At 61.0% G+C, this 25544-nt stretch carries 19 protein-coding genes, 2 rRNA genes and 2 pseudogenes; 14 read left to right on the plus strand and 9 right to left on the minus strand.

Annotation, left to right across the window (positions count from 1 at the left end):
- The 5 genes from KGA81_RS12260 to recD all read left to right on the plus strand — a co-directional run.
- Positions 1–106 (plus strand): 23S ribosomal RNA (locus tag KGA81_RS12260); the annotation flags it as partial.
- A gap of 151 nt (positions 107–257) precedes the next feature.
- A 5S ribosomal RNA gene (rrf, locus tag KGA81_RS12265) occupies positions 258–373 on the plus strand.
- Positions 374–608: 235 nt separating this feature from the next.
- Positions 609–4058 (plus strand): exodeoxyribonuclease V subunit gamma, encoded by a 3450-nt coding sequence (gene recC, locus KGA81_RS12270; protein WP_223546072.1) that lies wholly within the window; start codon positions 609–611, stop codon positions 4056–4058.
- Positions 4058–7747: an exodeoxyribonuclease V subunit beta gene (gene recB, locus KGA81_RS12275; protein WP_223546074.1), complete on the plus strand. Its 3690-nt coding sequence runs from the start codon at positions 4058–4060 to the stop codon at positions 7745–7747. Before recC ends, recB begins: the two co-directional genes overlap by 1 nt.
- On the plus strand, positions 7744–9852 hold the full coding sequence (recD, locus tag KGA81_RS12280) for an exodeoxyribonuclease V subunit alpha (protein WP_223546076.1): 2109 nt from the start codon (positions 7744–7746) through the stop codon (positions 9850–9852). Before recB ends, recD begins: the two co-directional genes overlap by 4 nt.
- Before the next feature lie 4 nt (positions 9853–9856).
- Here the strand turns inward: recD and KGA81_RS12285 are convergent, their stop codons facing one another.
- Positions 9857–10807, minus strand: a complete 951-nt coding sequence (locus tag KGA81_RS12285) for a LysR family transcriptional regulator (protein ID WP_223546481.1) — start codon at positions 10805–10807, stop codon at positions 9857–9859.
- A gap of 150 nt (positions 10808–10957) precedes the next feature.
- Between KGA81_RS12285 and KGA81_RS12290 the strand changes: the two genes are divergently transcribed.
- Both KGA81_RS12290 and mmsB read left to right on the plus strand, forming a co-directional pair.
- On the plus strand, positions 10958–12484 hold the full coding sequence (locus tag KGA81_RS12290; RefSeq protein ID WP_223546078.1) for a CoA-acylating methylmalonate-semialdehyde dehydrogenase: 1527 nt from the start codon (positions 10958–10960) through the stop codon (positions 12482–12484).
- A gap of 10 nt (positions 12485–12494) precedes the next feature.
- Entirely contained in the window at positions 12495–13382 is an 888-nt protein-coding gene (mmsB, locus tag KGA81_RS12295; RefSeq protein ID WP_057716518.1) for a 3-hydroxyisobutyrate dehydrogenase, read from the plus strand.
- A gap of 173 nt (positions 13383–13555) precedes the next feature.
- Here mmsB and KGA81_RS12300 read toward each other — a convergent pair whose 3' ends face one another.
- The 4 genes from KGA81_RS12300 to KGA81_RS12315 form a co-directional block, all read right to left on the minus strand.
- Positions 13556–13900 (minus strand): cupin domain-containing protein, encoded by a 345-nt coding sequence (locus KGA81_RS12300; protein ID WP_007900627.1) that lies wholly within the window; start codon positions 13898–13900, stop codon positions 13556–13558.
- 106 nt (positions 13901–14006) lie between these two features.
- A complete protein-coding gene (locus KGA81_RS12305; protein WP_223546080.1) occupies positions 14007–14378 on the minus strand; it encodes a MerR family transcriptional regulator in 372 nt (123 codons plus the stop codon).
- Between the two features lie 49 nt (positions 14379–14427).
- Complete coding sequence (locus KGA81_RS12310; protein ID WP_223546082.1) at positions 14428–15006, minus strand: NAD(P)H-dependent oxidoreductase; 579 nt, start codon at positions 15004–15006, stop codon at positions 14428–14430.
- Positions 15007–15048: 42 nt separating this feature from the next.
- Positions 15049–15933, minus strand: coding sequence for a LysR family transcriptional regulator (locus KGA81_RS12315; RefSeq protein WP_223546084.1), 885 nt, complete (start codon positions 15931–15933; stop codon positions 15049–15051).
- 205 nt (positions 15934–16138) lie between these two features.
- Between KGA81_RS12315 and KGA81_RS12320 the strand changes: the two genes are divergently transcribed.
- Positions 16139–16903 carry a sulfite exporter TauE/SafE family protein gene (locus KGA81_RS12320; protein WP_223546086.1) on the plus strand — a complete coding sequence of 255 codons (765 nt, stop codon included), beginning with the start codon at positions 16139–16141 and terminating at the stop codon, positions 16901–16903.
- Here the strand turns inward: KGA81_RS12320 and KGA81_RS12325 are convergent.
- Entirely contained in the window at positions 16893–17207 is a 315-nt protein-coding gene (locus KGA81_RS12325) for a putative quinol monooxygenase (RefSeq protein WP_095942477.1), read from the minus strand. The genes KGA81_RS12320 and KGA81_RS12325 overlap by 11 nt on opposite strands.
- Positions 17208–17369: 162 nt before the next feature.
- On the opposite strand from KGA81_RS12325, the gene KGA81_RS12330 reads away from it, so the two are divergent.
- The 6 genes and pseudogenes from KGA81_RS12330 to KGA81_RS12355 all read left to right on the plus strand — a co-directional run bounded on the left by KGA81_RS12330 (position 17370) and on the right by KGA81_RS12355 (position 23298).
- Positions 17370–17960: an NAD(P)H-dependent oxidoreductase gene (locus KGA81_RS12330; protein ID WP_223546094.1), complete on the plus strand. Its 591-nt coding sequence runs from the start codon at positions 17370–17372 to the stop codon at positions 17958–17960.
- Between the two features lie 227 nt (positions 17961–18187).
- The gene (locus KGA81_RS12335; protein WP_223546096.1) at positions 18188–19099 is read left to right on the plus strand and encodes a LysR substrate-binding domain-containing protein; all 912 of its coding nucleotides are present in this window, start codon (positions 18188–18190) and stop codon (positions 19097–19099) included.
- A gap of 103 nt (positions 19100–19202) precedes the next feature.
- A pseudogene (locus KGA81_RS12340) lies at positions 19203–19617 on the plus strand (hypothetical protein).
- 210 nt (positions 19618–19827) lie between these two features.
- Positions 19828–21273: a SulP family inorganic anion transporter gene (locus KGA81_RS12345; RefSeq protein WP_223546098.1), complete on the plus strand. Its 1446-nt coding sequence runs from the start codon at positions 19828–19830 to the stop codon at positions 21271–21273.
- Positions 21274–21338: 65 nt separating this feature from the next.
- Positions 21339–22796, plus strand: a complete 1458-nt coding sequence (locus tag KGA81_RS12350; RefSeq protein ID WP_223546100.1) for a D-aminoacylase — start codon at positions 21339–21341, stop codon at positions 22794–22796.
- A 196-nt stretch (positions 22797–22992) separates the two neighbouring features.
- On the plus strand, positions 22993–23298 hold the full coding sequence (locus tag KGA81_RS12355) for an XRE family transcriptional regulator (RefSeq protein ID WP_223546102.1): 306 nt from the start codon (positions 22993–22995) through the stop codon (positions 23296–23298).
- Between the two features lie 73 nt (positions 23299–23371).
- Here KGA81_RS12355 and KGA81_RS30200 read toward each other — a convergent pair whose 3' ends face one another.
- From KGA81_RS30200 to KGA81_RS12365, 3 genes and pseudogenes are all read right to left on the minus strand, one after another.
- On the minus strand, positions 23372–24235 hold the full coding sequence (locus KGA81_RS30200; RefSeq protein WP_411736553.1) for a methyl-accepting chemotaxis protein: 864 nt from the start codon (positions 24233–24235) through the stop codon (positions 23372–23374).
- Positions 24236–24241: 6 nt separating this feature from the next.
- A pseudogene (locus KGA81_RS30205) lies at positions 24242–25291 on the minus strand (methyl-accepting chemotaxis protein); the annotation flags it as partial.
- Positions 25291–25500: a hypothetical protein gene (locus KGA81_RS12365; RefSeq protein WP_223546106.1), complete on the minus strand. Its 210-nt coding sequence runs from the start codon at positions 25498–25500 to the stop codon at positions 25291–25293. The pseudogene KGA81_RS30205 and the gene KGA81_RS12365, both read right to left, overlap by 1 nt.
- Positions 25501–25544 lie beyond the last annotated feature (44 nt).

Genomic DNA, 25544 nt, shown 5'->3' on the forward strand with positions numbered 1-25544 from the left:
GAGTCCCCTGAAGGGCCGTCGAAGACTACGACGTTGATAGGTTGGGTGTGTAAGCGCTGTGAGGCGTTGAGCTAACCAATACTAATTGCCCGTGAGGCTTGACCATATAACACCCAAGCAATCTGCCGACTCGAAAGAGCATCAGATTGCGGTGTGTGAAGACGCAATGAACCGAAAGTTCGACGTTCACAAAACACCGAAAGCTGTCACATACCCAATTTGCTGAACCGTCGAAAGACGCTTCGGTACCCGAATTTCTTGACGACCATAGAGCATTGGAACCACCTGATCCCATCCCGAACTCAGCAGTGAAACGATGCATCGCCGATGGTAGTGTGGGGTTTCCCCATGTGAGAGTAGGTCATCGTCAAGATTAAATTCCAAAACCCCAATTGCGAAAGCAGTTGGGGTTTTGTTTTTTGGCCTCCGTCCCCCTCGAACGCTGTTCCCTGTAGGAGCGAGCTCGCTCGCGAAGAACGCCAGGACACCGCGCGGCCCCAGGCAGCCAGCGTCAGCGTTGACGACCATCGTCGGAACGCCGCCCGGAGCATGCCGCTCCTACAGATGTTAAAGTCGTCCTTTGATTTTGCATTTCCAAGGACGCCTCTATGCCGGACGCAACACCTCTCAGTGCTGGATTCATGGTGGTTCACGGTAACCGCCTGGATGAATTGCGCAGCTTGGTGGTCAGTTGGATGCGCCGCTACCCGCTGGCTCCCCTGGAAAACGAAATCGCCCTGGTGCAGAGCAATGGCATTGCCCAGTGGCTCAAGCTGGCCTTGGCTGAAGACGCTGAAGAAGACGACATGGGAGGCTGCGGTATCGCTGCCGCCATTGACGTGCAGTTGCCCGGCAGCTTCATGTGGCAGCTCTATCGCATGGTCCTTGGTCGCGATGAAATTCCGGTCAAGTCCCTGCTCGATAAAGCCCCGCTGACCTGGCGCCTGATGCGCCTGCTGCCGCAGTTGGTCAATCAGCCGCACTTCGAGCCGCTGCAGCGTTTCCTGACCCATGACACCGATCTGCGCAAACGCTATCAATTGGCCGAGCGTCTGGCGGATCTGTTCGACCAATACCAGGTCTATCGGGCTGACTGGCTGGAAGACTGGGCGGACGGTCGTCATCAAACAAGAAACGCCAGGGGCGAAGCCAAACCCATGACCCCGGCCAATTGCTGGCAGGCAGAGTTATGGCGCGCACTTTTGCTGGATGTGGGAGAAGAAGGCATGGCGCAAAGTCGTGCCGGTGTCCATCAGCGATTTGTCGAGCGCATCAATAACCTCGAAACAGCTCCCAAGGGATTACCCTCACGAGTGATCGTTTTCGGGATTTCTTCGTTGCCTGCGCAAGCCCTGGAGGCACTGGCGGGACTGGCACGATTCAGCCAGGTCCTGCTGTGCGTACATAACCCGTGTCGTCACCATTGGGCGGACATCGTCGCCGATAAAGACCTGTTGCGGCATCAATACAAGCGTCAGGCCCGCAAAAGCGGCATGCCGGTAGTGATCGATCCGCAAACCCTGCACCAGCATGCTCATCCGCTGCTGGCCGCATGGGGCAAGCAGGGGCGGGACTACATCAATCTGCTCGACAGTTATGACGATCCCAACAGCTATCGTTCGGCATTTCGCGACGGGCGCATCGACCTGTTCAGTGATAGTCAGCCGCTGAACGTGCTCAACCAATTGCAGGATGACATCCTCGAGTTGCGTCCCCTCAACGAGACTCGGGAGCGTTGGCCCGCTATCGACCTGAAGAAGGACGAATCGATCCGTTTTCACATCGCCCATAGCGCCCAGCGAGAAGTCGAGATTCTCCACGATCAACTGCTCTCGCGTTTCAGCGCCGACCCGCACTTGCGGCCCCGGGACATCATCGTGATGGTCCCGGATATCGACAGTTACGCACCGCACATTCGTGCCGTGTTTGGTCAGCTTGACCGCCAGGATCCGCGCTTCATTCCGTTTACCCTGGCTGACCAGGGCCAGCGCGGCCGCGATCCATTGCTGATTGCTGTCGAGCACCTGCTCAAGCTGCCTGACAGCCGATTCCCCGTCAGTGAGATTCTCGATCTGCTGGACGTCCCGGCACTGCGTGCTCGCTTTGGTGTCGAGGAGCGCGACTTGCCGACGCTGCACCGCTGGATCGAAGGTGCCGGCATTCGCTGGGGCATGAACGCCGAGCAGCGTGCCGGGCTCGGGTTGCCCAATGAACTGGAGCAAAACAGCTGGCGTTTCGGCTTGCGCCGGATGTTGCTCGGTTATGCCGTTGGCAGCGCCGATGCTTATGCGGGTATCGAGCCCTACGACGAAATCGGGGGCCTGGACGCCGCGCTAATCGGCCCGCTGGTTGCGCTGCTGGACGCGCTGGAAGTGGCTCACCACGAACTCTCTCAGTCTGCATCGCCGGGGCAATGGGGCTTGCGCTTGCAGGCGTTGGTGCAGTTGTTCTTCCTTGCCAGTAACGAACACGATGACTACTTGCTGGCTCAGCTCGAAGAGCTGCGCGAGACCTGGCTCGATACCTGCGAGTCGGTCGGGTTGCAGGACGAGTTGCCGCTGACCGTCGTTCGTGAAGCCTGGCTTGCGGGTCTGGATCAGGGCCGTTTGTCCCAACGCTTTCTGGCCGGTGCGGTCAACTTCTGCACCTTGATGCCCATGCGCGCCATCCCGTTCAAACTGGTGTGCCTGTTGGGCATGAATGATGGCGATTATCCGCGCGCGCAACCGCCACTGGATTTCGATCTCATGGGCAGTGATTACCGTCCAGGTGACCGCTCCCGGCGCGAAGATGACCGCTACCTGCTACTGGAAGCCCTGCTGTCGGCACGGGACCAGCTCTACATCAGTTGGGTAGGCCGCAGCATCCGCGATAACAGCGAGAGGCCTGCGTCGGTGCTGATCGGCCAGTTACGCGACCACCTGGCCAGCGGTTGGCGATTGTCACAAAGCGACAATGACCTGCTCCAGGCCATGACCCGGGAACACCCGTTGCAACCTTTCAGTGCCCGCTACTTTCACGAAGGGGATGAGTCGTTCAGCTACGCCACCGAATGGCAGGTCCTTCATCAAGCGACAGAGCAACAGGCAAGCGCCGAAGTGCTCGAGGCTCACGTTCAGGACGAACCACTGAGTCTCGGTCAATTGCAGGATTTCCTGCGCAATCCGGTACGGCACTTTTTCAGCCAGCGCCTGAAGGTCTTCTTCGAGGCGGCTGAAGCGCCCTTGGCTGATGAAGAGCCTTTTGTCCTGGATGCATTGCAGCGTTACAGCCTCAGTGACCGTTTGCTCGAAGCGGCGCTGGCAGATCCTGGACATACCGGACAAGCACTGGAGGATCAGGCGAAACGCCTGCAAAACAGCGGATTGCTGCCCATGGCCGGATTCGGTGAGTGCCTGCAACGCGAGTTGATCGAGCCCTTGCCTGACCTGCTGCAACGCCACCAACAGCTCCTGGCGTTGTGGCCAACGCCGCTCAGCAGCGCGTTGCCCGTCGATCTTGAACTGCAAGGCCTGCACATTGAGGGCTGGCTCAGCGGCCTGCATCAGCGCGCCGATGGCGGATTGCTGTCGATCACTACGATCCCCAACAGTATTGGCTCGATCAAGTCACGCAAATGGCATCGACTGACACGCCCGTGGCTCACCCATCTGGTGGCTTGTGCCAGTGGCATGGCGCTGACCACCGCACTGGTGGCCAGCGACGATAGTCTGTTGCTCGAACCGATGGAGAAGTCCACAGCGCGCAAAACCTTGGGTGACCTGTTGATGGCCTGGCAGTCGGGTATGCGCCAGCCTCTGCCGATCGCGGTCAAGACAGCCTTTGCGTGGCTGGGGCAAACCGACCCGATCAAGGCCGACTCCGCTGCGCGCAAGGCCTATGAAGGGGATGGGCAGACGACAGACGGAGAGCGTCGCGAAAGCCCGGCACTCGCCCGCCAATTCGCCGATTACGATGCCTTGGTCGCCGATGAGACGTTCAGCGACTGGTGCGATGCACTTTATCGTCCGCTTTTCGAAGCGCCCTGGCGTTCACTGTCCAGCGAGGAGTCGCGCTGATGAGCACAAAGACACCTCTGGCCCTGGCATTCCCGCTGCGTGGCAGCCAACTGATCGAAGCCAGCGCCGGGACCGGCAAGACGTTCACCATTTCCGCGTTGTACCTGCGTCTGGTGCTTGGCAATGGCGGGGAGGACAGTGGCTTCGGACGTGAACTGTTGCCGCCGCAGATCCTCGTCGTGACCTTCACCGACGCCGCGACCAAAGAGCTGCGCGAACGCATTCGCACGCGGCTCGCCGAGGCCGCACGCTATTTCCGCGATGAAACACCTGCCCCTGACAGCCTGATTGCCGAGTTGCGCGATCAGTACTTGCCCGAGCAATGGCCAGGATGCGCAAACCGCCTGGATATCGCCGCCCAGTGGATGGACGAGGCGGCGGTGTCGACCATCCACAGTTGGTGCCAGCGCATGTTGCGCGAGCACGCCTTCGACAGCGGCAGCCTGTTTACCCAGACCCTGGAAACCGACCACAGCGACTTGCTGGGGGAAGTCCTGCGCGATTACTGGCGGCTGTTCTGTTACCCGATGCAAGGTGACGCCTTGAATTGGGTACGCAGCAATTGGGGCGGACCGGCGGCGCTGCTGCCGCGGATTCGTGCGCTGTTCGCCAGCGAGCGGGATGCCCTTGAAGGGAAAGAGCCCGCCGAAGTGATTTCGCAATGCTTGCAAGAGCGACGGGCTGCCCTGATCGAACTCAAGAAGCCTTGGCTGCAGTGGGCGGACGAGTTGCTTGCGATCTGTCACCAGGGCGTTGCCAGCAAGGCTGTCGACGGTCGCAAGATGCAGGCACGTTATTTCGAGCCCTGGTTCGAAAAGATCAAAGCCTGGGCCGAAGACGAATCCCTTGAGCAACTGGACATCGGCACCGGCTTCACGCGCCTGACCCCTGATGGCATGGCCGAAGCCTGGAAGGGCGAAGCACCTCGACATCCGGGGCTCGATGCGATGGCCGGCCTCAAGGCCTGTCTCGATGGGTTGCCAACACCCGATGCCGCCGTACTGCAACACGCCGCTCGCTGGGTCGGAGCACGATTCGAGGAAGAGAAGCGCCGCCGCGCGGAAATGGGCTTTGACGACATGTTGCTGCGCCTCGATGCGGCCTTGCAGTCCGATGGCGGCGAACGACTGGCAACCCTGATTCGTGAGCAGTTTCCGGTCGCCCTGATCGATGAGTTCCAGGACACCGACCCGGTGCAATACCGGATCTTCGAGAGCATCTACCGGATTGAAGAGAACAGCCCCGAGTGCGGACTGTTCCTGATTGGCGACCCGAAACAGGCGATCTACGCTTTTCGCGGTGCCGACATCCATACCTACCTGCGCGCCCGACAGGCCACCACCGGCCGCCTGCACACCCTGGGCACCAACTTTCGCTCGAGCCACGGCATGGTCAATGCGGTGAACCATGTGTTCGAGCGCGCCGAAGCCCGGGAGTCAGGGCGCGGCGCTTTCCTCTTCCGGGAGACGAATGGCGACAACCCGGTGCCGTTCACGCCGGTGGCTTCTCAGGGCCGCAAAGAAGTCTTGCGCATCAATGACCAGGCAATCCCGGCCTTGAACATCTGGCACTTGCCGGCCGAGCAACCGTTGTCCGGTGCGGTGTACCGGCAACACCTGGCGGCAGCCTGCGCCAGTGAAATCACGGCATTGCTCAATGGCGGACAGCAGGGGCAAGCGGGGTTCACCCAGGACGGCAAAGCCTTCAGGGGCCTGTTGCCGGCGGACATCGCCATCCTGGTCCGCGATGGCAAGGAGGCGCAGGCGGTTCGTGCGCAATTGGCCGCCCGGGGCGTGCGCAGTGTTTACCTGTCGGACAAGGACTCGGTGTTCGCCGCCCAGGAGGCGCATGACGTGCTGACCTGGCTCAAGGCCTGCGCCGAGCCGGATGTCGAGCGCCCGCTGCGAGCGGCGTTGGCCAGCATCACGTTGAACCTGTCGTTGACCGAGCTGGAGCGGCTGAATCAGGACGAATTGGCCTGGGAATCCCGGGTCATGCAGTTCCGTGGCTATCGCGAAGTCTGGCGCAAGCAGGGCGTACTGCCGATGCTGCGACGCTTGCTGCACGACTTCCGCTTGCCCCAGGCGCTGATCGCCCGCAATGACGGCGAGCGCGTGTTGACCAACCTTCTGCACCTTTTCGAACTGCTGCAACAAGCCGCCGCCGAACTCGATGGCGAGCAAGCCCTGATCCGGCATTTGTCCGAGCACCTGGCGTTGTCCGGGCAGGCTGGCGAAGAGCAGATCCTGCGTCTGGAAAGTGATGAGCAATTGGTCAAGGTCGTGACCATTCACAAATCCAAGGGCCTTGAATATCCCTTGGTGTTCCTGCCGTTCATTTGCTCGGCGAAACCGGTGGATGGCAGCCGCCTGCCGTTGCACTACCACGATGAATCAGGCAATGCCCAGGTCTCATTGAAACCGACGGCAGAATTGATAGCCCTGGCTGACGATGAGCGTCTGGCCGAGGATCTGCGCTTGCTCTATGTCGCCCTGACCCGGGCGCAACACGCTTGCTGGCTGGGAGTGGCCGACCTCAAGCGCGGCAACAACAATGGCTCGGTGCTGCATCTGTCGGCATTGGGTTATCTGCTGGGTGGCGGTGGGCCATTGGCCGAGTCCTCGGCGCTACAGCTTTGGTTGCGGGATCTGCAACAGGACTGCCCGGCGCTGGCCTATGCCGAGATGCCTGAAGCAACAGCAGAGCACTACCAGCCACCGCAAAACGACGCGGCGCTGCTGGTGCCACTGGTTCCGAAACGCAAGGCCAGTGAAAACTGGTGGATCGCTTCTTATAGCGCGTTGCGCATTGGCGACACCCTGAGCATCGGCACGGACGAAGCACCGGAGAGCCCGCAGGCGCAAAAACTGTTCGATGACGAACGCCTCGACCCGCAGGCCCCCAGAGACGTGGTGGCCGGTGGCGCCGATATCCATCGCTTCCCACGCGGCCCGAACCCCGGCACCTTCCTCCATGGCTTGCTCGAATGGGCGGGGGGCGAAGGTTTTGGTGCACCACCACAAGAGGTGATCGACGCCATTGCCCGTCGCTGCAATCGTCGAGGCTGGGAGGGCTGGATCAGCACCTTGAGCGACTGGCTGCAGCATCTGCTCAAGTCGCCGTTGCAACTGGGCGACGGTCAGGCACCGGTGGTATTCGACCAGTTGACGCAGTACCAGGTCGAGATGGAGTTCTGGTTCGCCAGCCATAAGGTCGATGTGCTCAAGCTCGATGCGCTGGTGTGCCAATACACCCATAACGGCGTGGCTCGGGTGGCCGCCGAACCGGTGTTGCTTAATGGCATGTTCAAGGGCTTCATCGACCTGACGTTCGAACATGACGGCCGCTATTACGTTGCCGACTACAAGTCCAACTGGCTCGGCGTCGATGATGCGGCCTACACCGCACAGGCCATGGAACAATCGATTCTCGACAACCGCTATGACCTGCAATACGTGTTGTACCTGTTGGCCCTGCACCGCCAGCTCAAGGCGCGGCTCGCCGATTACGACTACGACCGGCATGTCGGCGGAGCGTTGTACCTGTTTTTGCGCGGTACGCGTGCGGCCAGCCAGGGTGTATTTTTCGCCCGGCCGCCAAGAGAACTGATCGAGCGTCTGGACAGGCTGTTCCAGGGCAAGCCAGAACCCAAGGCCGAGCCCGCCTGGGAACAGGGAGTACTGTTATGAGTCGCACATTCGCCGATTTGTTGCCCACATCGCTGGCAGCCGAAAGCCTGGCCGAACTGGCGCCGCTGAGTCGTGCCGATGACTTGCTGCTGTTGCTCACGCGTTGGGTCGAGCGTGGCTGGTTGCGCGCGCTGGACAAAGCCTTTGTCGTGTTTCTGCATGAACTGGCGCCGGAGGATGATCCGTTGGTATTGCTGGCAGCCGCGCTGATCAGCCACCAATTGGGTCACGGGCATGTCTGTCTCGACCTGTTCGAGACACTGAAAGAACCGGACTTCGCCCTGTCATTACCCCCCGAAGGTGATGTGCAAGGCGGTGCGATGCTATTGCCCTCGCAATTGCTGGGATCATTGGACGGGGCTCATTGGTGCAAGGTACTGGCCGCGAGCAACCTGGTCGCGCTGGCCGCTGACAGCCGTGACAACGTGCGCGACCGGCCTTTGGTTCTATCGGGCAAGCGCTTGTACCTGCGCCGCTATTGGGCCTACGAGCGGCGGATCGACCTCTCGTTGCGTGAACGTCTGGCGGAACACGAATCCACGCCGAACGACTTGCTTCAGCGCCTCACCGGTCTGTTTGGGCCTGCCCGCTCCGGTGAAGTGATCGACTGGCAGAAGCTCGCCTGCGCCCTGGCGACCCGCAGCGCTTTCAGTATCGTCACAGGGGGGCCGGGAACCGGCAAGACCACCACCGTTGTGCGCTTGCTGGCGTTGCTCCAGGCACCAGCGGTCGAGGCCGGCACGCCCCTGCGCATTCGCCTCGCTGCACCGACCGGCAAGGCCGCGGCGCGTCTGACGGAATCCATCAGCCAGCAAGTCCGGACCTTGAAGGTCACTGAAGAAATACGGGAAAAGATCCCCTCCGACGTCACCACCGTTCACCGCCTGCTCGGCAGCCGGCCCGGGACTCGTCACTTCCGCCACCACGCGGGCAATCGCCTGCCGCTGGATGTGTTGGTGGTGGACGAGGCTTCGATGATCGACCTGGAAATGATGGCCAATCTGCTCGACGCCTTGCCGGCCCATGCGCGCCTTGTGCTGTTGGGGGATAAGGATCAACTGGCTTCGGTAGAGGCCGGTGCGGTATTGGGGGATCTGTGTCGCGACGCGGAGGCTGGCTGGTACAGCCCGCAGACACGCCAGTGGCTGGAAACCGTCAGTGGCGAAAACCTGCAGGCCAGCGGCTTGCAGGAAGACGTGCAGGGCACTCATCCATTGGCCCAACAGGTCGTGATGCTGCGCCATTCCCGGCGATTCGGTGAAGGCAGCGGCATTGGCCAACTGGCTCGCTGGGTCAACCAGCAGCAACCCGAAGAAGCCCGCAAGTTGTTGTCGGCACGAAGCCATGACGATGTGTATTGCCTGGCCCTCAAGGGCGAGCAGGATCGGGCCCTGGAGCGCTTGCTTCTCGACGGCCACGGTGAGGGCCCGCAGGGTTATCGGCATTACCTGAGCGTGCTGCGCAATCAGCGGCCGCCACTGGACAGCCCGCTGGAAGATTCGCGTTGGATTGATTGGGCTCGACAAGTGCTGCAGGCCTTCGACGCATTCCAATTGTTATGTGCCGTGCGCAAGGGGCCGTGGGGTGTCGAGGGTTTGAACCAGCGAGTGACGGACGCGTTGCTGAGGGCGCGCCTGATCGACAGTGACCAGCAGTGGTACGAAGGTCGCCCTGTGCTGATGACCCGCAACGATTACGGGTTGGGATTGATGAACGGCGATATCGGCATCGCCCTCAAGCTCCCGGAACAGGACGGACATGAAAATGGAAAGCAGGTTCTGCGTGTGGCATTCCCACGCAATGATGGCCAGGGTGGCGTGCGGTTTGTCCTGCCCAGTCGCCTGAACGATGTCGAAACCGTGTACGCCATGACCGTGCATAAATCCCAGGGCTCGGAGTTCGCGCATACCGCGTTGATTCTTCCCGATGCCTTGAATCCGGTACTCACCAAGGAACTGATCTACACCGGAATTACCCGGGCCAAGGACTGGTTCACCTTGATCGAGTCGCGTGCAGGCGTGTTTGAAGAAGCGGTGAAACGCCGGGTCAAACGCTTGAGCGGACTGATGCTGGAGCTAAAGGAAGGCCGCGAGCCGACAGGCTGAAAGGTCAGTCATCGGCAAACAGCATCTCCCGGCTTTCGCCCATCAACAGGCCGTGATTCTGCTCGGTGACCTGACGGATGTAATCCCACAACAGGGTGATCCGCTTGAGCTTGCGCAGGTCTTCGCGGCAGTACATCCAGAACTGTCGAGTGATATTGATTTCCTGTGGCAACACCGGCAGCAGGCGCGGGTCCTGAGTGGCGAGGAAGCACGGCAGGATCGCCAGTGAGCGTCCTTGCTGCGCCGCCACGAACTGCGCGATCACGCTGGTGCTGCGCAGGTTGGCGCTGGCGCCGGGTAATACGTTGGCCAGGTACAACAGCTCCGAGCTGAACGCCAGGTCGTCGACGTAACTGATAAACGAATGTTTCGCCAAGTCTGCCGGCCGGCGGATCGGCGGGTGGTTGTCCAGATAATCCTGGGTCGCGTACAGCTGCAATCGGTAGTCGCACAGTTTGCAGCAGACGTACGGGCCATGCTCCGGACGCTCCAGGGCGATGACGATGTCGGCCTCGCGCTTGGACAGGCTGATGAAATGCGGCAGCGGCAGGATATCCACCGAGATCGCCGGGTAGGTGTCGACGAAGTGGCTCAGTTGCGGCGTGATGAAAAAGCTCCCGAAGCCTTCGGTGCAGCCCATGCGCACATGACCGGACAGCGCCACGCCGGACCCGGAAACCTGCTCGCACGCCATGTGCAGGGTACTTTCGATCGACTCGGCATACCCCATCAACCGCTGGCCTTCGGCGGTCAGGACAAAGCCGTTGGTCCGGGATTTTTCGAACAGCAATGTGCCCAGTGCCGTTTCCAGGGAACTGATGCGCCGCGACACCGTGGTGTAGTCCACCGCCAGGCGCTTGGCCGCGGTGCTGGCCTTTCGGGTGCGGGCGACTTCAAGGAAAAACTTGAGGTCATCCCAGTTCAACGAGCCGAGGGAGGTGATGTTTTTTTGCATGTTGGACCGGTTTTTATGTACGTTCTTATTAGAAGTTTGCACATCTATACTCCAAAAACAGCCGGTTAACCAATTCGCGGCACACGCCTCATCTCAAGGCGACTTTCTCGCCTTGGCTCCCCTGATAACAACAAAGTCCAGGAGACCCACATGAACGCATCGCTTACGCCCAACGAAACCACCGTGCAGAAGGTCAAGCTGTTGATCGACGGCGAGTGGGTCGAGTCCAAATCCACCGAGTGGCACGACATCGTCAACCCGGCTACCCAGCAAGTGCTGGCCAAAGTGCCGTTTGCCACCGCTGAAGAAGTCGACGCCGCCATCAGCGCCGCCCATCGTGCCTTCCAGACCTGGAAACTGACCCCGATCGGTGCGCGCATGCGCATCATGCTCAAGCTCCAGGCGCTGATCCGCGAACACTCCAAGCGCATCGCCGCGGTCCTGAGCGCCGAGCAGGGCAAGACCATTGCCGACGCCGAAGGCGACATTTTCCGTGGCCTGGAAGTGGTCGAGCACGCTTGCTCCATCGGCAGCCTGCAAATGGGTGAGTTCGCTGAAAACGTCGCCGGTGGCGTCGACACCTACACCCTGCGCCAGCCAATCGGCGTGTGCGCCGGCATTACCCCGTTCAACTTCCCGGCGATGATTCCGCTGTGGATGTTCCCGATGGCCATCGCCTGCGGCAACACCTTCGTGCTCAAGCCGTCCGAACAGGACCCGATGTCGACCATGCTCCTGGTGGAACTTGCCATCGAGGCCGGCATTCCGGCCGGCGTGCTCAACGTCGTGCATGGCGGCAAGGACGTGGTGGACGGGCTCTGCACCCATAAACACATCAAGGCGGTTTCCTTCGTCGGTTCGACCGCCGTCGGTACTCACGTCTACGACCTGGCCGGCAAGCACGGCAAGCGTGTGCAATCGATGATGGGCGCCAAGAACCACGCCGTGGTGCTGCCGGACGCCAATCGCGAACAAGCGCTGAATGCGCTGGTGGGTGCCGGCTTCGGCGCTGCCGGTCAACGCTGCATGGCCACCTCGGTGGTGGTGCTGGTGGGCGCGGCCAAGCAGTGGTTGCCGGATCTCAAGGCGCTGGCGCAGAAGCTCAAGGTCAATGCCGGCAGCGAGCCGGGCACCGATGTGGGCCCGGTGATCTCGAAAAAGGCCAAGGCGCGGATTCTCGAGCTGATCGAGAGCGGCATCAAGGAAGGCGCGAAACTGGAGCTGGACGGTCGCGAGATCACGGTTCCCGGTTACGAGAAGGGCAACTTTGTCGGCCCGACCCTGTTCTCCGGCGTGACCACCGACATGCAGATCTACACCCAGGAAATCTTCGGCCCGGTGCTGGTGGTGCTGGAAGTCAACACGCTCGACGAGGCCATCGCGCTGGTCAACGCCAACCCGTTCGGCAACGGCACGGGCCTGTTCACCCAGAGCGGCGCGGCGGCGCGTAAATTCCAGAGCGAAATCGACGTCGGCCAGGTCGGCATCAACATCCCGATTCCGGTGCCGGTCCCGTTCTTCAGCTTCACCGGTTCGCGCGGTTCCAAGCTTGGCGACCTGGGTCCGTACGGCAAGCAAGTGGTGCAGTTCTACACTCAGACCAAGACCGTCACCAGTCGCTGGTTCGACGACGACAGCGTCAACGACGGTGTGAATACCACCATCAACCTGCGTTAAGGAGCCGGACATGAAAATCGCTTTTATCGGTCTGGGCAACATGGGCGCGCCGATGGCGCGCAACCTGATCAAGGCTGGCCATGCACTGCGTCTGGTGGACCTGAACAAAGCCGTGCTGGCGGAGCTGGAACAACTGGGCGGCAGCATCAGCGCATCGGCCCGTGAAGCGGCAGAGGGTGCCGAGCTGGTCATCACCATGCTGCCTGCCGCGGTGCATGTGCGCAGTGTGTGGCTGGGTGAAGACGGTGTGCTCGCCGGTATCGGTAAAGGTGTACCGGCCGTGGATTGCAGCACCATCGATCCGCAGACCGCGCGGGACGTAGCCGCCGCCGCTGCCAAACAGGGCGTGGCCATGGCCGATGCGCCGGTCTCTGGCGGCACCGGTGGTGCAGCCGCCGGGACGCTGACCTTCATGGTCGGCGCCACGCCTGAACTGTTCGCCACCCTGCAACCGGTGCTGGCGCAGATGGGCCGCAACATCGTCCATTGTGGTGAGGTCGGCACCGGGCAAATCGCTAAAATCTGCAACAACCTGCTGTTGGGGATTTCCATGGTCGGCGTCAGCGAAGCCATGGCGCTGGGCGATGCCCTGGGCATCGACACCAAGGTGCTGGCGGGCATCATCAACAGTTCCACCGGGCGTTGCTGGAGTTCGGAGATGTACAACCCATGGCCGGGCATCGTTGAAACGGCGCCAGCATCGCGCGGCTACACCGGTGGTTTCGGTGCCGAACTGATGCTCAAGGATCTGGGGCTGGCCACTGAAGCGGCGCGTCAGGCGCATCAGCCAGTGGTACTCGGCGCGGTGGCCCAGCAGTTGTATCAGGCGATGAGCTTGCGTGGGGAGGGTGGGCAGGACTTCTCGGCGATCATCAATGGTTATCGCAAACCGCAATAGAAGATCGGTGGGAAACCTGTGGGAGCGAGCTTGCTCGCGATAGCGGACGGTCAGTCACTTCATTGTTGAAGCTACTGCCGTCATCGCGAGCAAGCTCGCTCCCACAGGGTATGGCGTTTACCTATGGACTGTTGACCGGGAGATCACGTCGGGTGATCCCCCGGTTTTTTGTATCAGGCAAACACGAAATATTTGCGCACGGTTTCCACCACTTCCCAGGTGCCTTTCATTCCTGGCTCGATGACGAAAATGTCGCCGGCGCGCAGGTGGATCGGCGCCATGCCTTCCGGGGTGATGATGCAGTAGCCTTCCTGGAAGTGGCAGTACTCCCACTTCACGTATTCCACGTACCACTTGCCCGGCGTGCAGATCCAGGTGCCCATGATCTTGCTGCCGTCTTCGCTGGTGTAGGCGTTGAGGTTGACGGTGTGCGGGTCACCTTCGAGTTTTTCCCATTTGCAGGCGTCGAGCACGGGCAGCGGGTGGGTGTCGCGAAGAACGGTAATCGGTGCGGTCATGATGACTCCGGGCAGTGGGCTCAAGAACTGAAGTCGCACCCTATAGCGCTTGCCCAATCATCAGTTGTCTGTGCTCGACATTGAGCTGTCCAGAAACGCACGGCCCTCAAAGGCGGGTCAGCGGGCAGTCGCGCCTGGATTGTTCGAGGCTGTTCTCGAACTCGACCAATTGCGAGTGCTGTTGCGACAACGCCGCTATCCGCTCGGCGATTTCCTGTTTTTTGCTGGCGATGACCTGATGTGCCTGTTCCCATGGCAACTGCGGGCCCTGATGTCCGGCGAAGACCGACTGCAATTCCTTGAGCCTGAACCCGAGTTGCTGGGCACATTTGATGAACATCAGCAGATCGACGCTGTGCTGGTCATAGATGCGGTACTTGCCCTGACGGCGAGCGGCAGGCAGCAGGCCAATCGACTCGTAGTGACGGATGCTTTTGACAGTGGTGCCGGAACGTTGCGCGGCTTGGCCGATGTACATGGGAAGGTCCTTTTCTCCGAGGATAAAGCTCGGCGCATTATCGACCGGCTCAACCGCTGGCGATAGCTTCGGCTTGCCGCAACCAGGCCGCATGCCGGTCTGCGCTGGCGCCGAGAATGGGCCCGAAGGTGAGGGTTCGGGTTGGCTTGATGCCACAGAATTCCAGCGTGGTTTTGCGGACCTGATGCAAACCGGGCATGCGGTAGATCCATCGGTAGTACCAGGGTGGTGTATCCATGGTCACCAGCAGATGGGCGGTTCGACCGCGCAGGAGTTTGTCGGGAAAGGCTTTGCCCTGGCGATATTTGAAGGCAAAACCGGGCAAGAACACCCGGTCGAAAAAGCCCTTGAGCAAGGCCGGTACGCCACCCCACCAGATCGGATAAACCAGCGTCAGTTGTTCAGCCCAGAGGATATCGGCCTGGGCGTTACGCAAGTCGGCTTCCAGCGGCTGGACCTGCTGATAACCTTCTCGCAGCACCGGGTCAAAATCCATGCTGCCCAGAAACAACCGCCGCACCTCATGCCCGGCGCTCACTGCCGACTGAATGTAACGCTCGGCAAGGGTGGCGCAGAAGCTGTTGCTGGACGGATGCCCGAGGATCACCAGTATTCGTCTGCCCATCATCACTGTCCTTGAATATCAAACCTCAAGGATAAAGTCTGCCCTTCAGGGGAGAGTCAAGGCGTCCAGCAGTGCCTTGGCATAGCCGGGTAATGCGGCGAAGTCCCGGGCACAGAGCAACAGTTTGCGTTGGCCCCAGGGCTCTTGCAGGGCGAGGCTTTTGAAGGACAGTCCGCCTGACCCGCGTTCGACTGCGGCCAGCGGTACGATTGCCAGGCCCGCCCCACGGGTGACCATGCGCATCACGCCATCGAAGCCATCGGCGCGGATGCGAATCTGCATGCGCAGGCCGGCGTGCAGTGCCTGCTCTTCCAGGTACACCGCCAACGCGCTGTTAGCGTTCAGGCCGACGTAGTCGTGATGCAGCGTGTCGGTGAAGTTCACTGAGGTCGCATGCGCCAAGGGGTGTTCGCGGGGCATGATCAGCACCAGCGGATCATCGCGGAACGGTCGTGTCTGCAAGTCATCGGTGTCCACCGCGTCGGAAACGATGCCCAGGTCCGCCGCGCCCTGGCGCAAGGCATGGGTGATGCGGGTGCTGGGCAGTTCCTGCAGGTCGATGTCGAGGTTGGGATGGCTGCGCAGGAAGTCTGCGAGCAATTCTGGCAGGTACTCGGTGATCGCCGTGGTATTGCACAGCAGCCGCACCTGACCTTTGACGCCTTGGGCGTACTCGGCCAGTTCCTGTTGCAGGCGTTCGGCCTGTTGCAACAGAACCCGGGCATGTCGGGCCAGGGCATTGCCGGCCGGCGTCGGGCTGACCCCACGGCGATTGCGCAGTAGAAACCCGACACCCAGCGACGCCTCCATGGCGCGAATTCGCGCGCTGGCCGCTGCCAGGGATAGATGACTGCGTGCGGCGCCGGCGGTGATGTTGCCGGTGTCGAGGATGTTCAGGTACAGGCGCAGGTCGGTCAGGTCGAAGTGCATTACAACAATTCCAAGTTGAATGTTGTCTGGAAGGGCGCCTTCGCGGGCAAGCCCGCTCCTACAGTGGATCGCGCCACCTGTAGGAGCGGGCTTGCCCGCGAAGAGGCCAGTCGCTTCAGCGAAATACTCAGCCTCTGTCAAAGCAATAGGCAGCCTCAGTATATGGCAGATTTTCAATCACCCCTTGCGGGCTCACCATAGCCCCATGAATACACTCTCGGCGTTTTATCAAAATCTCGGCTTGGCCCTTTCACTGTTGGTTATCGGCACATTTGTACTGGCCGGCATGATCAAGGGTGTGATCGGCCTCGGCCTGCCGACCGTTGCCATGGGCCTGCTCGGCCTGGCTATGGCGCCGACGCAGGCAGCGGCGCTGTTGATCATTCCGGCGACACTCACCAACGTCTGGCAACTGGCGTTCGGCGGGCATTTGCCCGGGTTGATCAAACGACTGTGGCCGATGCTGCTGGCGATCTTCATCGGCACCGGGGCGGGCACGCTGTGGATCGGCATGAGCGGTGGTCACTGGGTGGTGCGGGGGCTGGGGGCGGCGTTGTTGTTTTATGCGCTGAGCGGTTTGTGCCTGCCGACTCTGCGCGTGGGGCGGCGCAGCGAACGCTGGCTCGGTCCATTGTGCGGCGTGCTGACCGGCGTCATCACTTCGGCCACCGGCGTGTTCGTGATACCCGCGGTGCCGTACCTGCAAGCACTGGGCTTGAACAAGGACGAGCTGGTGCAGGCGCTGGGCCTGTCGTTCACCGTCTCGACCCTGGCCCTGGCCGGAGGATTGCTATGGCGTGGCGCACTCGGCGGGGGCGAGTTGAGCGCATCGCTGCTGGCGCTGATCCCGGCCATGCTTGGCATGTGGCTGGGGCAATCGCTGCGCCAGCGGATCAGCGCCCTGTGGTTCAAGCGCGTGTTCTTCGTTGGTCTGGGTGTGCTCGGCGGCCATTTGCTGATCAGCGGCTAGCGGACGACGGGCTGATCATCTCGATGGCGCGGATCTCGAAGTCCCGCTCCAGGTATTCATCGCGCTGCTCAAGGAACTGCTTCATGTGCGGCAGGTTCGAGTGCACGTCGAGGTGGGCCCGGGATTGCCAGATCTCGTAGAAGATGAACAGGGTCGGGTCCTGTTTGTCGCGCAGCATGTGGTATTCGATGCAGCCAGGCTCGGCGCGGCTGGCTTGCACGTAGCCGCTGAAAAATGCTTCGAAGGCGTCGGATTTTTCCGGGCGGGTCTTGGCGTGCAGAATGAAGCCCTGGATTTCACTCATCTACATCTCTCCTCAAGTCAGAACTGGCCTCAGTCTAAGGCAACAATCTCCTGTTGATTCGTGCTTGTAGGTCAAATGAATTTTGCCAAATCGACGCTTATTCCGCGCGAGGCTGATCGGTACTCTGCCGCCATCCGATTCCCGACCCTCCCGAGATCTCTCATGAAAAAAGTCCTGTTGCTCAATGGCGGCAAAAAATTCGCGCACTCCGACGGCCGCTACAACACCACCCTGCATGAAGTCGCGTTGAGCGTGCTGGATCGCGGCGGCGTGGATGTCAAAACCACCTTCATCGACGAGGGCTACGACGTTGCCGAAGAAGTGGCCAAGTTCCTCTGGGCCGACGTGATCATCTACCAGATGCCCGGTTGGTGGATGGGCGCGCCGTGGACCGTGAAGAAGTACATCGACGAGGTCTTTACCGAAGGGCATGGCAGCCTCTATGCCAGCGACGGTCGCACTCGCTCCGACGCCTCGCAGAAATACGGCAGCGGCGGTCTGATTCACGGCAAGCAATACATGCTGTCGCTGACCTGGAACGCCCCGCAGCAAGCCTTCGACGACCCGAGCGATTTCTTCGAGGCCAAAGGTGTGGACGCGGTGTACTTCCCGTTTCACAAGGCCAACGAGTTCCTGGGCATGACCGGCTTGCCGACGTTCCTGTGCGTGGACGTGATGAAGCGTCCGAACATCGAAGGCGATGTGGCGCGCTATGAGCAGCATTTGGCTGAGGTGTTTGGCCTCAAGGCATGACTGTCAGCTACTATCGAAAGCCTGAGTCTGTGTACACACTCTTGTGGCGAGGGAGCTTGCTCCCGCTGGTGCGCGAAGCGGACCCAAAACCTGCCTGCGCGGTGGTTCAAGTTGTCCGCGTTAAACCATTTACGACGGCTTCGCCGCCGAGCGGGAGCAAGCTCCCTCGCCACAATGGTTCCTCTCAGCTCGGAAGAACCGGTCAGGACTATCGATAAGGGACACCCGTGAAAGCCAGATCCGATGAATTGCAGGTTTTCGTCTGCGTGATTGAATGCGGGTCGATTTCTGCGGCGGCCGAGCAGGTCGGGCAAACGCCTTCGGCGGTCAGTCGCACGCTGTCGCGGCTTGAGGCCAAGCTCGACACCACGCTGATCAATCGCACCACGCGGCGTATGGACCTGACCGAAGAGGGCAAGTATTTCTTCGAGCACGCCAAGCGCATTCTCGATCAGATGGACGAGCTCGAAGAGCGCCTGTCCTCACGCCAGCAAACGCCGTCCGGGCGTTTGCGGATCAATGCCGCATCGCCTTTCATGCTGCACGCCATCGTGCCCTACCTCGATGAATTCCGCAGGCTTTACCCCGACATCCAGCTCGAACTCAACAGCAATGACTTGATCATCGACCTGCTGGAACAGAGCACCGACATCGCGATCCGCATTGGCACCCTGAGCGACTCAACATTGCATGCCCGCTCCCTGGGTTGCAGCCCGCTGCACATCGTCGCCAGCCCGGCCTATCTGGAAAAGCACGGCACGCCGCAAGTCGTGGCTGATCTGGCCCACCATAGTTTACTGGGGTTCACCCAGAACGAAGGCCTCAACCAATGGCCGCTGCGTTATGTGCATGGCGATCGCTGGCCGATCCAGGCGTCGATCAGCGCCTCCAGCGGCGAGACCATCCGCCATCTCGCCCTGGATGGCCAGGGCATCGCCAGCCTGTCGGATTTCATGACCATCGAAGACATTCGTGCCGGACGCTTGAAAGTGTTGTTGGCCGAATTCAACAGCGGCTATCGCCAGCCGATCAACGCGGTGTACTACCGCAATTCGCAGTTGGCCCTGCGGATTCAATGCTTCCTGGACTTTATCCAGAGCAAGTTGGCCAATTATGCGAGCGTAGATTTCAAGGGCTGACTCGTGATTCCTGCGCAAAAGTGAATTGGGTCGGCAGGGATTTTTCCACCGGGATCGCTGCCGGATACTCCTTGCATCACTTATCCACGCAGGGAGTTTGTCCATGAACGTATTCGTCACCGGCGCTGCCGGTTTTATCGGTGGCTCCATCGCCACGGGCCTGGTGCGCAGCGCCGAACAAGCCGATGAATTGCGTGCACTGGGCATCACCCCGGTGATCGGCACCCTCGACGACTCCGCCCTGTTGGCCGATCAGGCGCTGGCTGCGGACGCGGTGATCAACGCGGCCAGCAGCGAGCATCGTTGGCGATGCCTCGGGCGGTCAATCCAGTGATGACATCTACTTCGAAGGCAACCTCCCGAAGCCGGCCGTCGACAAGGCAGCACGCGTGGCCATCGATAATCTGATCCTGGCAGCGGCCATGGATGGGGTGCGCGGCAAGCATGCGCGGGAGTTGCTGGGCTGGGTGCCGAAGCGCACGTCGGTGGTTGAGTGGATTCGCGACGAGATGGTGTGAGTTCGCTTTAGACCGCGTCATCGTTCATCGCGGGCAAGCCACGCTCCCACAGGTTTTGTGTTGTTCACGAAATTGGCGAACAACACAGTACCTGTGGGAGCGAGCTTGCTCGCGATGGCGATTTCAAAGTCCCTGCAACTGGCCGCGCCGCCTTCGATTCCGTAACATCCGTACACTCATTTCTCGTCTCTCCCTGTGTGCGGTTCCTCCATGAAAGCAAAACGTCTACGCGCCGATGTTCTGGCCGGACTTACCACGTCCTTCGCCCTGTTGCCCGAATGCATCGCCTTCGCGCTGGTGGCTCATCTCAATCCGCTGATGGGGCTTTATGGCGCATTCATCATCTGCACCCTGACCGCGCTGTTCGGCGGGCGCCCCGGCATGGTGTCCGGCGCGGCGGGCTCGATGGCGGTGGTGATCGTTGCACTGGTGGTGCAACACGGCGTGCAATATCTGCTGGCCACGGTGTTGCTGGGCGGACTGATCATGATTGCGTTCGGGCTGCTCAAGCTCGGCAAACTGGTGCGCATGGTGCCGTATCCGGTGATGCTCGGCTTCGTCAACGGCCTGGCGATCGTCATTGCCCTGGCGCAATTGGAGCACTTCAAGAACGGTGAGGCCTGGCTGAGCGGTACACCGCTGTACATGATGCTCGGGCTGGTTGCGGTGACCATGGCCGTTGTCTATGTGATGCCGCGCCTGACCCGTACCGTGCCGCCGGCGCTGGTGGCGATTCTCGGTGTGGGCCTGGCGGTGTATCTGCTTGGCCTGCCGACCCGCACCCTGGGCGACATGGCGCACATTGCCGGTGGCTTGCCGACGCTGGCGCTGCCGGACATCGCGTGGAATCTGGACACCCTGCGCATCATCGCGCCCTACGCGATCCTGATGGCGCTGGTCGGGTTGCTGGAAACCCTGTTGACCCTGAACCTCACCGACGAAATCACCGAGAGCCGTGGTTACCCGGATCGCGAGTGCGTGGCGCTGGGGGCGGCGAATCTGGTGTCCGGTGCATTCGGCGGCATGGGCGGCTGCGCGATGATCGGCCAGACCGTGATCAACCTCAGTTCCGGCGGGCGCGGGCGCTTGTCCGGGTTGGTGGCCGGGGTGTCGATCCTGCTGTTCATTCTGTTTCTGTCGCCGCTGATCGAGCGCATTCCATTGGCTGCGCTGGTCGGGGTGATGTTCGTGGTGTCGCAACAGACCTTCGCCTGGGCCTCGTTGCGGGTGCTGAACAAAGTGCCGCTCAATGACGTGCTGGTGATCATCGCGGTGACGGTGGTTACCGTTTTCACCGATCTGGCCATTGCGGTGCTCTGCGGCATCATCATTGCGGCGCTGAACTTTGCCTGGCAGCAGGCCCGTCAGCTGTATGCCGACAGCCACCTGGAGAACGACGGCAGCAAGTTGTACCGGGTGCATGGCACGCTGTTCTTCGCCTCGACCACACCGTTTCTCAATCAGTTCGATGCAGCCAATGACCCGGTGCAAGTGACGCTGGATTGCCAGCACCTGAGTTTTGTCGACTACTCCGCCATCGCCGCGCTGGGCACCTTGCGCGAGCGCTACGCCAAGGCCGGCAAGCATCTGCGGGTGCTGCATTTGTCCGAGCGTTGCAAGAAATTGCTCAAGCGCGCCAGGATGCAACACGACTGAGGGTAATAAACTCGTCCTCGACGAATAACGTGGCGGCGACGATCACTTGCCGCCGGGAGACTGGCATGCAGTACGACACGCTGATTCGCAACGCTCTGATCATCGATGGCAGCAACAGCCCCGGATACTCCGCCGACGTGGCCATTCTCAACGGGCGCATCGAGCGTATCGGCGACTTGCGCGATGCCCGTGCCAACGAGGAAATCGACGCGCAGGGCCATGTGCTGGCGCCGGGTTTCATCGACGTGCACACCCATGACGACACCGTGGTGATTCGTCAGCCGCAGATGCTGCCCAAGCTCAGCCAGGGCGTGACCACGGTAATCGTCGGCAACTGCGGGATCAGCGCTTCGCCGGTGAGTTTGCGTGGCGATCCGCCGGACCCGATGAACCTGCTCGGTACGGCCGCGGCGTTCGTTTATCCGACCTTCCACGACTACCGCGCGGCGGTCGAAGCGGCGAACACCACGCTGAACGTCGCCGCGCTGGTCGGCCATACGGCGCTGCGCAGCAATCATCTGGACGACCTGTTTCGCACTGCCACGGCGGATGAAATCAGCGCGATGCGCGAGCAACTGCGCGAAAGCCTTGAGGCCGGCGCGCTGGGCCTGTCCACCGGCCTCGCCTATGCCAGCGCGTTCTCGGCATCCACCGATGAAGTGATGCAACTGACCGAAGAGTTGACTGCGTTCGGGGCGGTCTACACCACCCATTTGCGCAGCGAATTCGAACCGGTGCTGGAGGCCATGGACGAGGCCTTCCAGATCGGTCGCCATGCGCAAAGCCCGGTGATCATTTCCCATCTCAAGTGTGCCGGTGTCGGCAATTGGGGGCGCAGTCCGCAACTGTTGGCGTCACTCGAACAGGCCGCGCAAACCCACCCGGTGGGCTGCGATTGCTATCCGTATGCGGCGAGCTCGTCGACCCTGGACCTCAAGCAAGTCACCGATGCCCACCGTATCACCATCACCTGGTCGACCCCGCACCCGGAAATGGGCGGCCGCGACCTGATGGACATCGCCGCCGAATGGCATGTGCCGTTGCTGGAGGCCGCTCGCCAACTGCAACCGGCCGGTGCGGTGTACTACGGGATGGATGAGGCGGATGTGCGCAGAATCCTCGCGCATCCACTGTCGATGGTCGGCTCCGACGGCTTGCCGGAAGACCCGTTCCCACACCCACGCTTGTGGGGCGCATTCCCCCGGGTGCTCGGACATTTCAGTCGCGATGTCGGATTGTTCCCGTTGCACACCGCCGTGCACAAAATGACCGGGCTATCGGCGGCGCGCTTCGGTTTGAAGGAACGCGGCGAAATCCGCGAAGGTCATTGGGCGGACCTGGTGTTGTTCGATCCGGCGACCATCCGCGATGTCGCCGATTTCAACGATCCGCAGCGGGCGGCGCAAGGCATCGAGGGCGTATGGGTCAACGGTGCGTTGAGTTACCGCGATGGCCAGGCCAACGGGCGCAGGGAAGGGCGGTTCCTGGCTCGGGAAGGGGATTTGCGTTCGGGGTTTCAGTGAGTTTCGAGGACTGCGCCAGCACTTGCGCGCCCTCTAGAACTCGACGACATCCAGGTTCCATCAGCAATCATCATTAACAATTGCGCAGGGGCTCAAGGGTAGTCGGGGGCTGCTGAAGGTCATACAGTTATTCCCTTGTGGTTATATTCCGCGGGTGGAATGTTTATATGAACATTGAAGACAGAGGGCTATGACAATGGCTAAAAAATTTTCTGATTTGGTAGCAGGTCGCTCCCCCGAGTCTCAAGCGCGTGTCGATGCCTTGGTAAAAAAAATGAGAGCGGAAATGCCATTGCACGAGTTGCGTCGGGCGCAAGCGTTGAGCCAGGAAAAACTGGCCAAAACACTCCACATCAACCAGGCGGCGATCTCGAAAATGGAACGGCGCACAGACATGTACATCAGCACCTTGCGCAACTACATCCGCGCGATGGGTGGGGAGTTGGAAATCATCGCCACCTTTCCTGAAGGCCAGGTAAAGATCGAAAACTTCGCCAAATAGGCAGCTCGACTGCCTGAAACGAGAGAAGCCCTTTATTCAAAGGGCTTGCTGGCAACTCGCTGACGTGTTCGACCTAGACCCTGAAGTGACTCACCATCATCTGCAACTGATTCCCCAGCCGCGCCAGTTCAACACTCGACGCAGCCGTTTCATCACTCGCAGCAGCAGTCTGTTCGGACACGTCGCGCACGTTGATGATGCTGCGGCTGATCTCTTCGGCCACGGCGCTTTGCTGTTCGGCAGCGGCGGCGATCTGCTGGTTCATCGACTGGATGTTGGACACCGTGCGGGTGATGTTCTCCAGTGACTCGCCGGCCTTGCGGGTCAGGGCCACGCTGCTGTCGGTGAGGGTGCGGCTGTTGTTCATCACCGCCGACACTTGTTGCGTGCCGTTCTGCAAGCCGGCCACCAGGCCTTCAATTTCCTCGGTGGATTTCTGCGTGCGCTGAGCCAGGCCGCGGACCTCGTCGGCCACCACCGCAAAACCACGACCGGCTTCACCGGCACGGGCCGCTTCGATGGCGGCATTGAGCGCCAGCAGGTTGGTCTGCTCGGCCACGGCCTTTATCACGTCCATGACGCTGCCGATCTTGTCGCTTTCCCGTTGCAGCACGCTCATGGCCTCGGTGGAACGTACCACTTCGCTGGCCAGACGCTCGATCTGGGCGATGGCTTCGTTGACCACTTTGTCACCTTCACGGGCTTCGCCATCCGCCGCCGCGGCGGCTTGCGAGGCTTGTTCGGCGTTGCGCGCGACTTCCTGCACGGTGGCGGTCATCTCGTGCATGGCGGTGGCGACCTGATCGGTCTCGACCTTCTGGCTGTTGACCCCGGCACTGGTCTGTTCGGTCACAGCCGACAGCTCTTCGGCGGCGCTGGCGATCTGGGTCACGCCGTCGCGGATGCCGCTGATCAAGTCGCACAACGTCACGCCCATGCGCGCAATGCCTTGCTGCAACACGCCGAGTTCATCGCGACGGCTGACCACCACGTTCCGGGACAGGTCACCGCTGGCGATGCGATCGACCACCGCCAGGGTTTCGCGCAGTGGGCGGGTGATCTGGCGAGTGATGACCACGGCGGCAATGATGCCCACCAGCAACGCCAGCAATGTGCTGATCAGTTGCAGGGTGCGTGCCTGGGCGCTTTCGGCGTCCCGGCGGTCGAGCTGGACCTGATACAACTGATCGCTCTGGGCCACGATGGCGGCACCCTGGTCGGTCATTTCCTTGCGCGCTTGCACCGCGTCATTGCTGGCGGCCTTGTAGGCCTGCAAGGCACCGCGATAGTTGCCCAGCGCCGTTTCCAGCTGACGCAGGGCGTCTTGCTGCGAATCGGCGAAATGCGCATTCAGCGGTTTCAGGCTGGCAATGGCGGCGTCCAGTTGACCGACGGCTTTTTGTTCGGTCTCGGCATCGGTGCTGGCGGTGTAGCCGCGCACTTCGTAGCGGGCTAGCAGGAATGCTTCCTTGGCCGCCGTAATGGCCTGGAACCGTTCGAAGCGCTGGTCGCTCAGCGGCATTTGTTGCACACGGGTATTGATGTCATTGATCAGCGTGTTGGCGGTTTCGGCATTGGCACTCATGGTGTCGCGCGCGCTGTTGCCGGCGCGATAGGCGCTGCGCATCTTGCCCAGGGACGTCTTGTAGGCGTCGATGACGGCGCCTTGCTCCCGGAGCAGCTTGAGGTTTTCCGGGCTCTTGAACTTCGCCAGCAGGGCTTGCTGCTGGGCCGAGAAGGCATCGAGGGTGGTCTGCACGCTCTGCGCGGCGGTTTCGTCGCCGTTGGTGAGCATGTATTGCAGGCGAACCACACGCAGCCTGGTCAGGCCGGCGTTGAGCTGGGTGATGTCGCTCATCCAGTTGCTACGGTCGATCAACCCGCCCAGGCTGGTCCAGCCGGTCAGGGCAAGGATGCAGGTCAGTGCCAGGACCAGGCCAAATCCCAGGCCCAGTTTCAGGTTCACGCTGATGTTGCCGAACCAGCTATTCATCAAATTCCTCCAGGAACGCAGTGCTTCTTTTTCGTCGGTTGGCTGGAAGATTGTTTTTTTTGGGGGCCGCCAAGCTGTGTAAGCAGGATGTATCGGCAGCATTTCCGGGAGCTGAAAGGTTTTTGTGCGGCGGATTCTGTAACAAGGTTTTTGCAGCGTTTTAAGCTTTTTTTCACATGTCTTTCACCTGCAGGCAACGCACGTTTCATTAACTTCCCGTGATCTAATGAGGTGATACGTGCCGGCGAGGCGG

The organism is Pseudomonas sp. A-B-19 (assembly GCF_019947515.1).
Taxonomy (GTDB): Bacteria; Pseudomonadota; Gammaproteobacteria; order Pseudomonadales; family Pseudomonadaceae; genus Aquipseudomonas.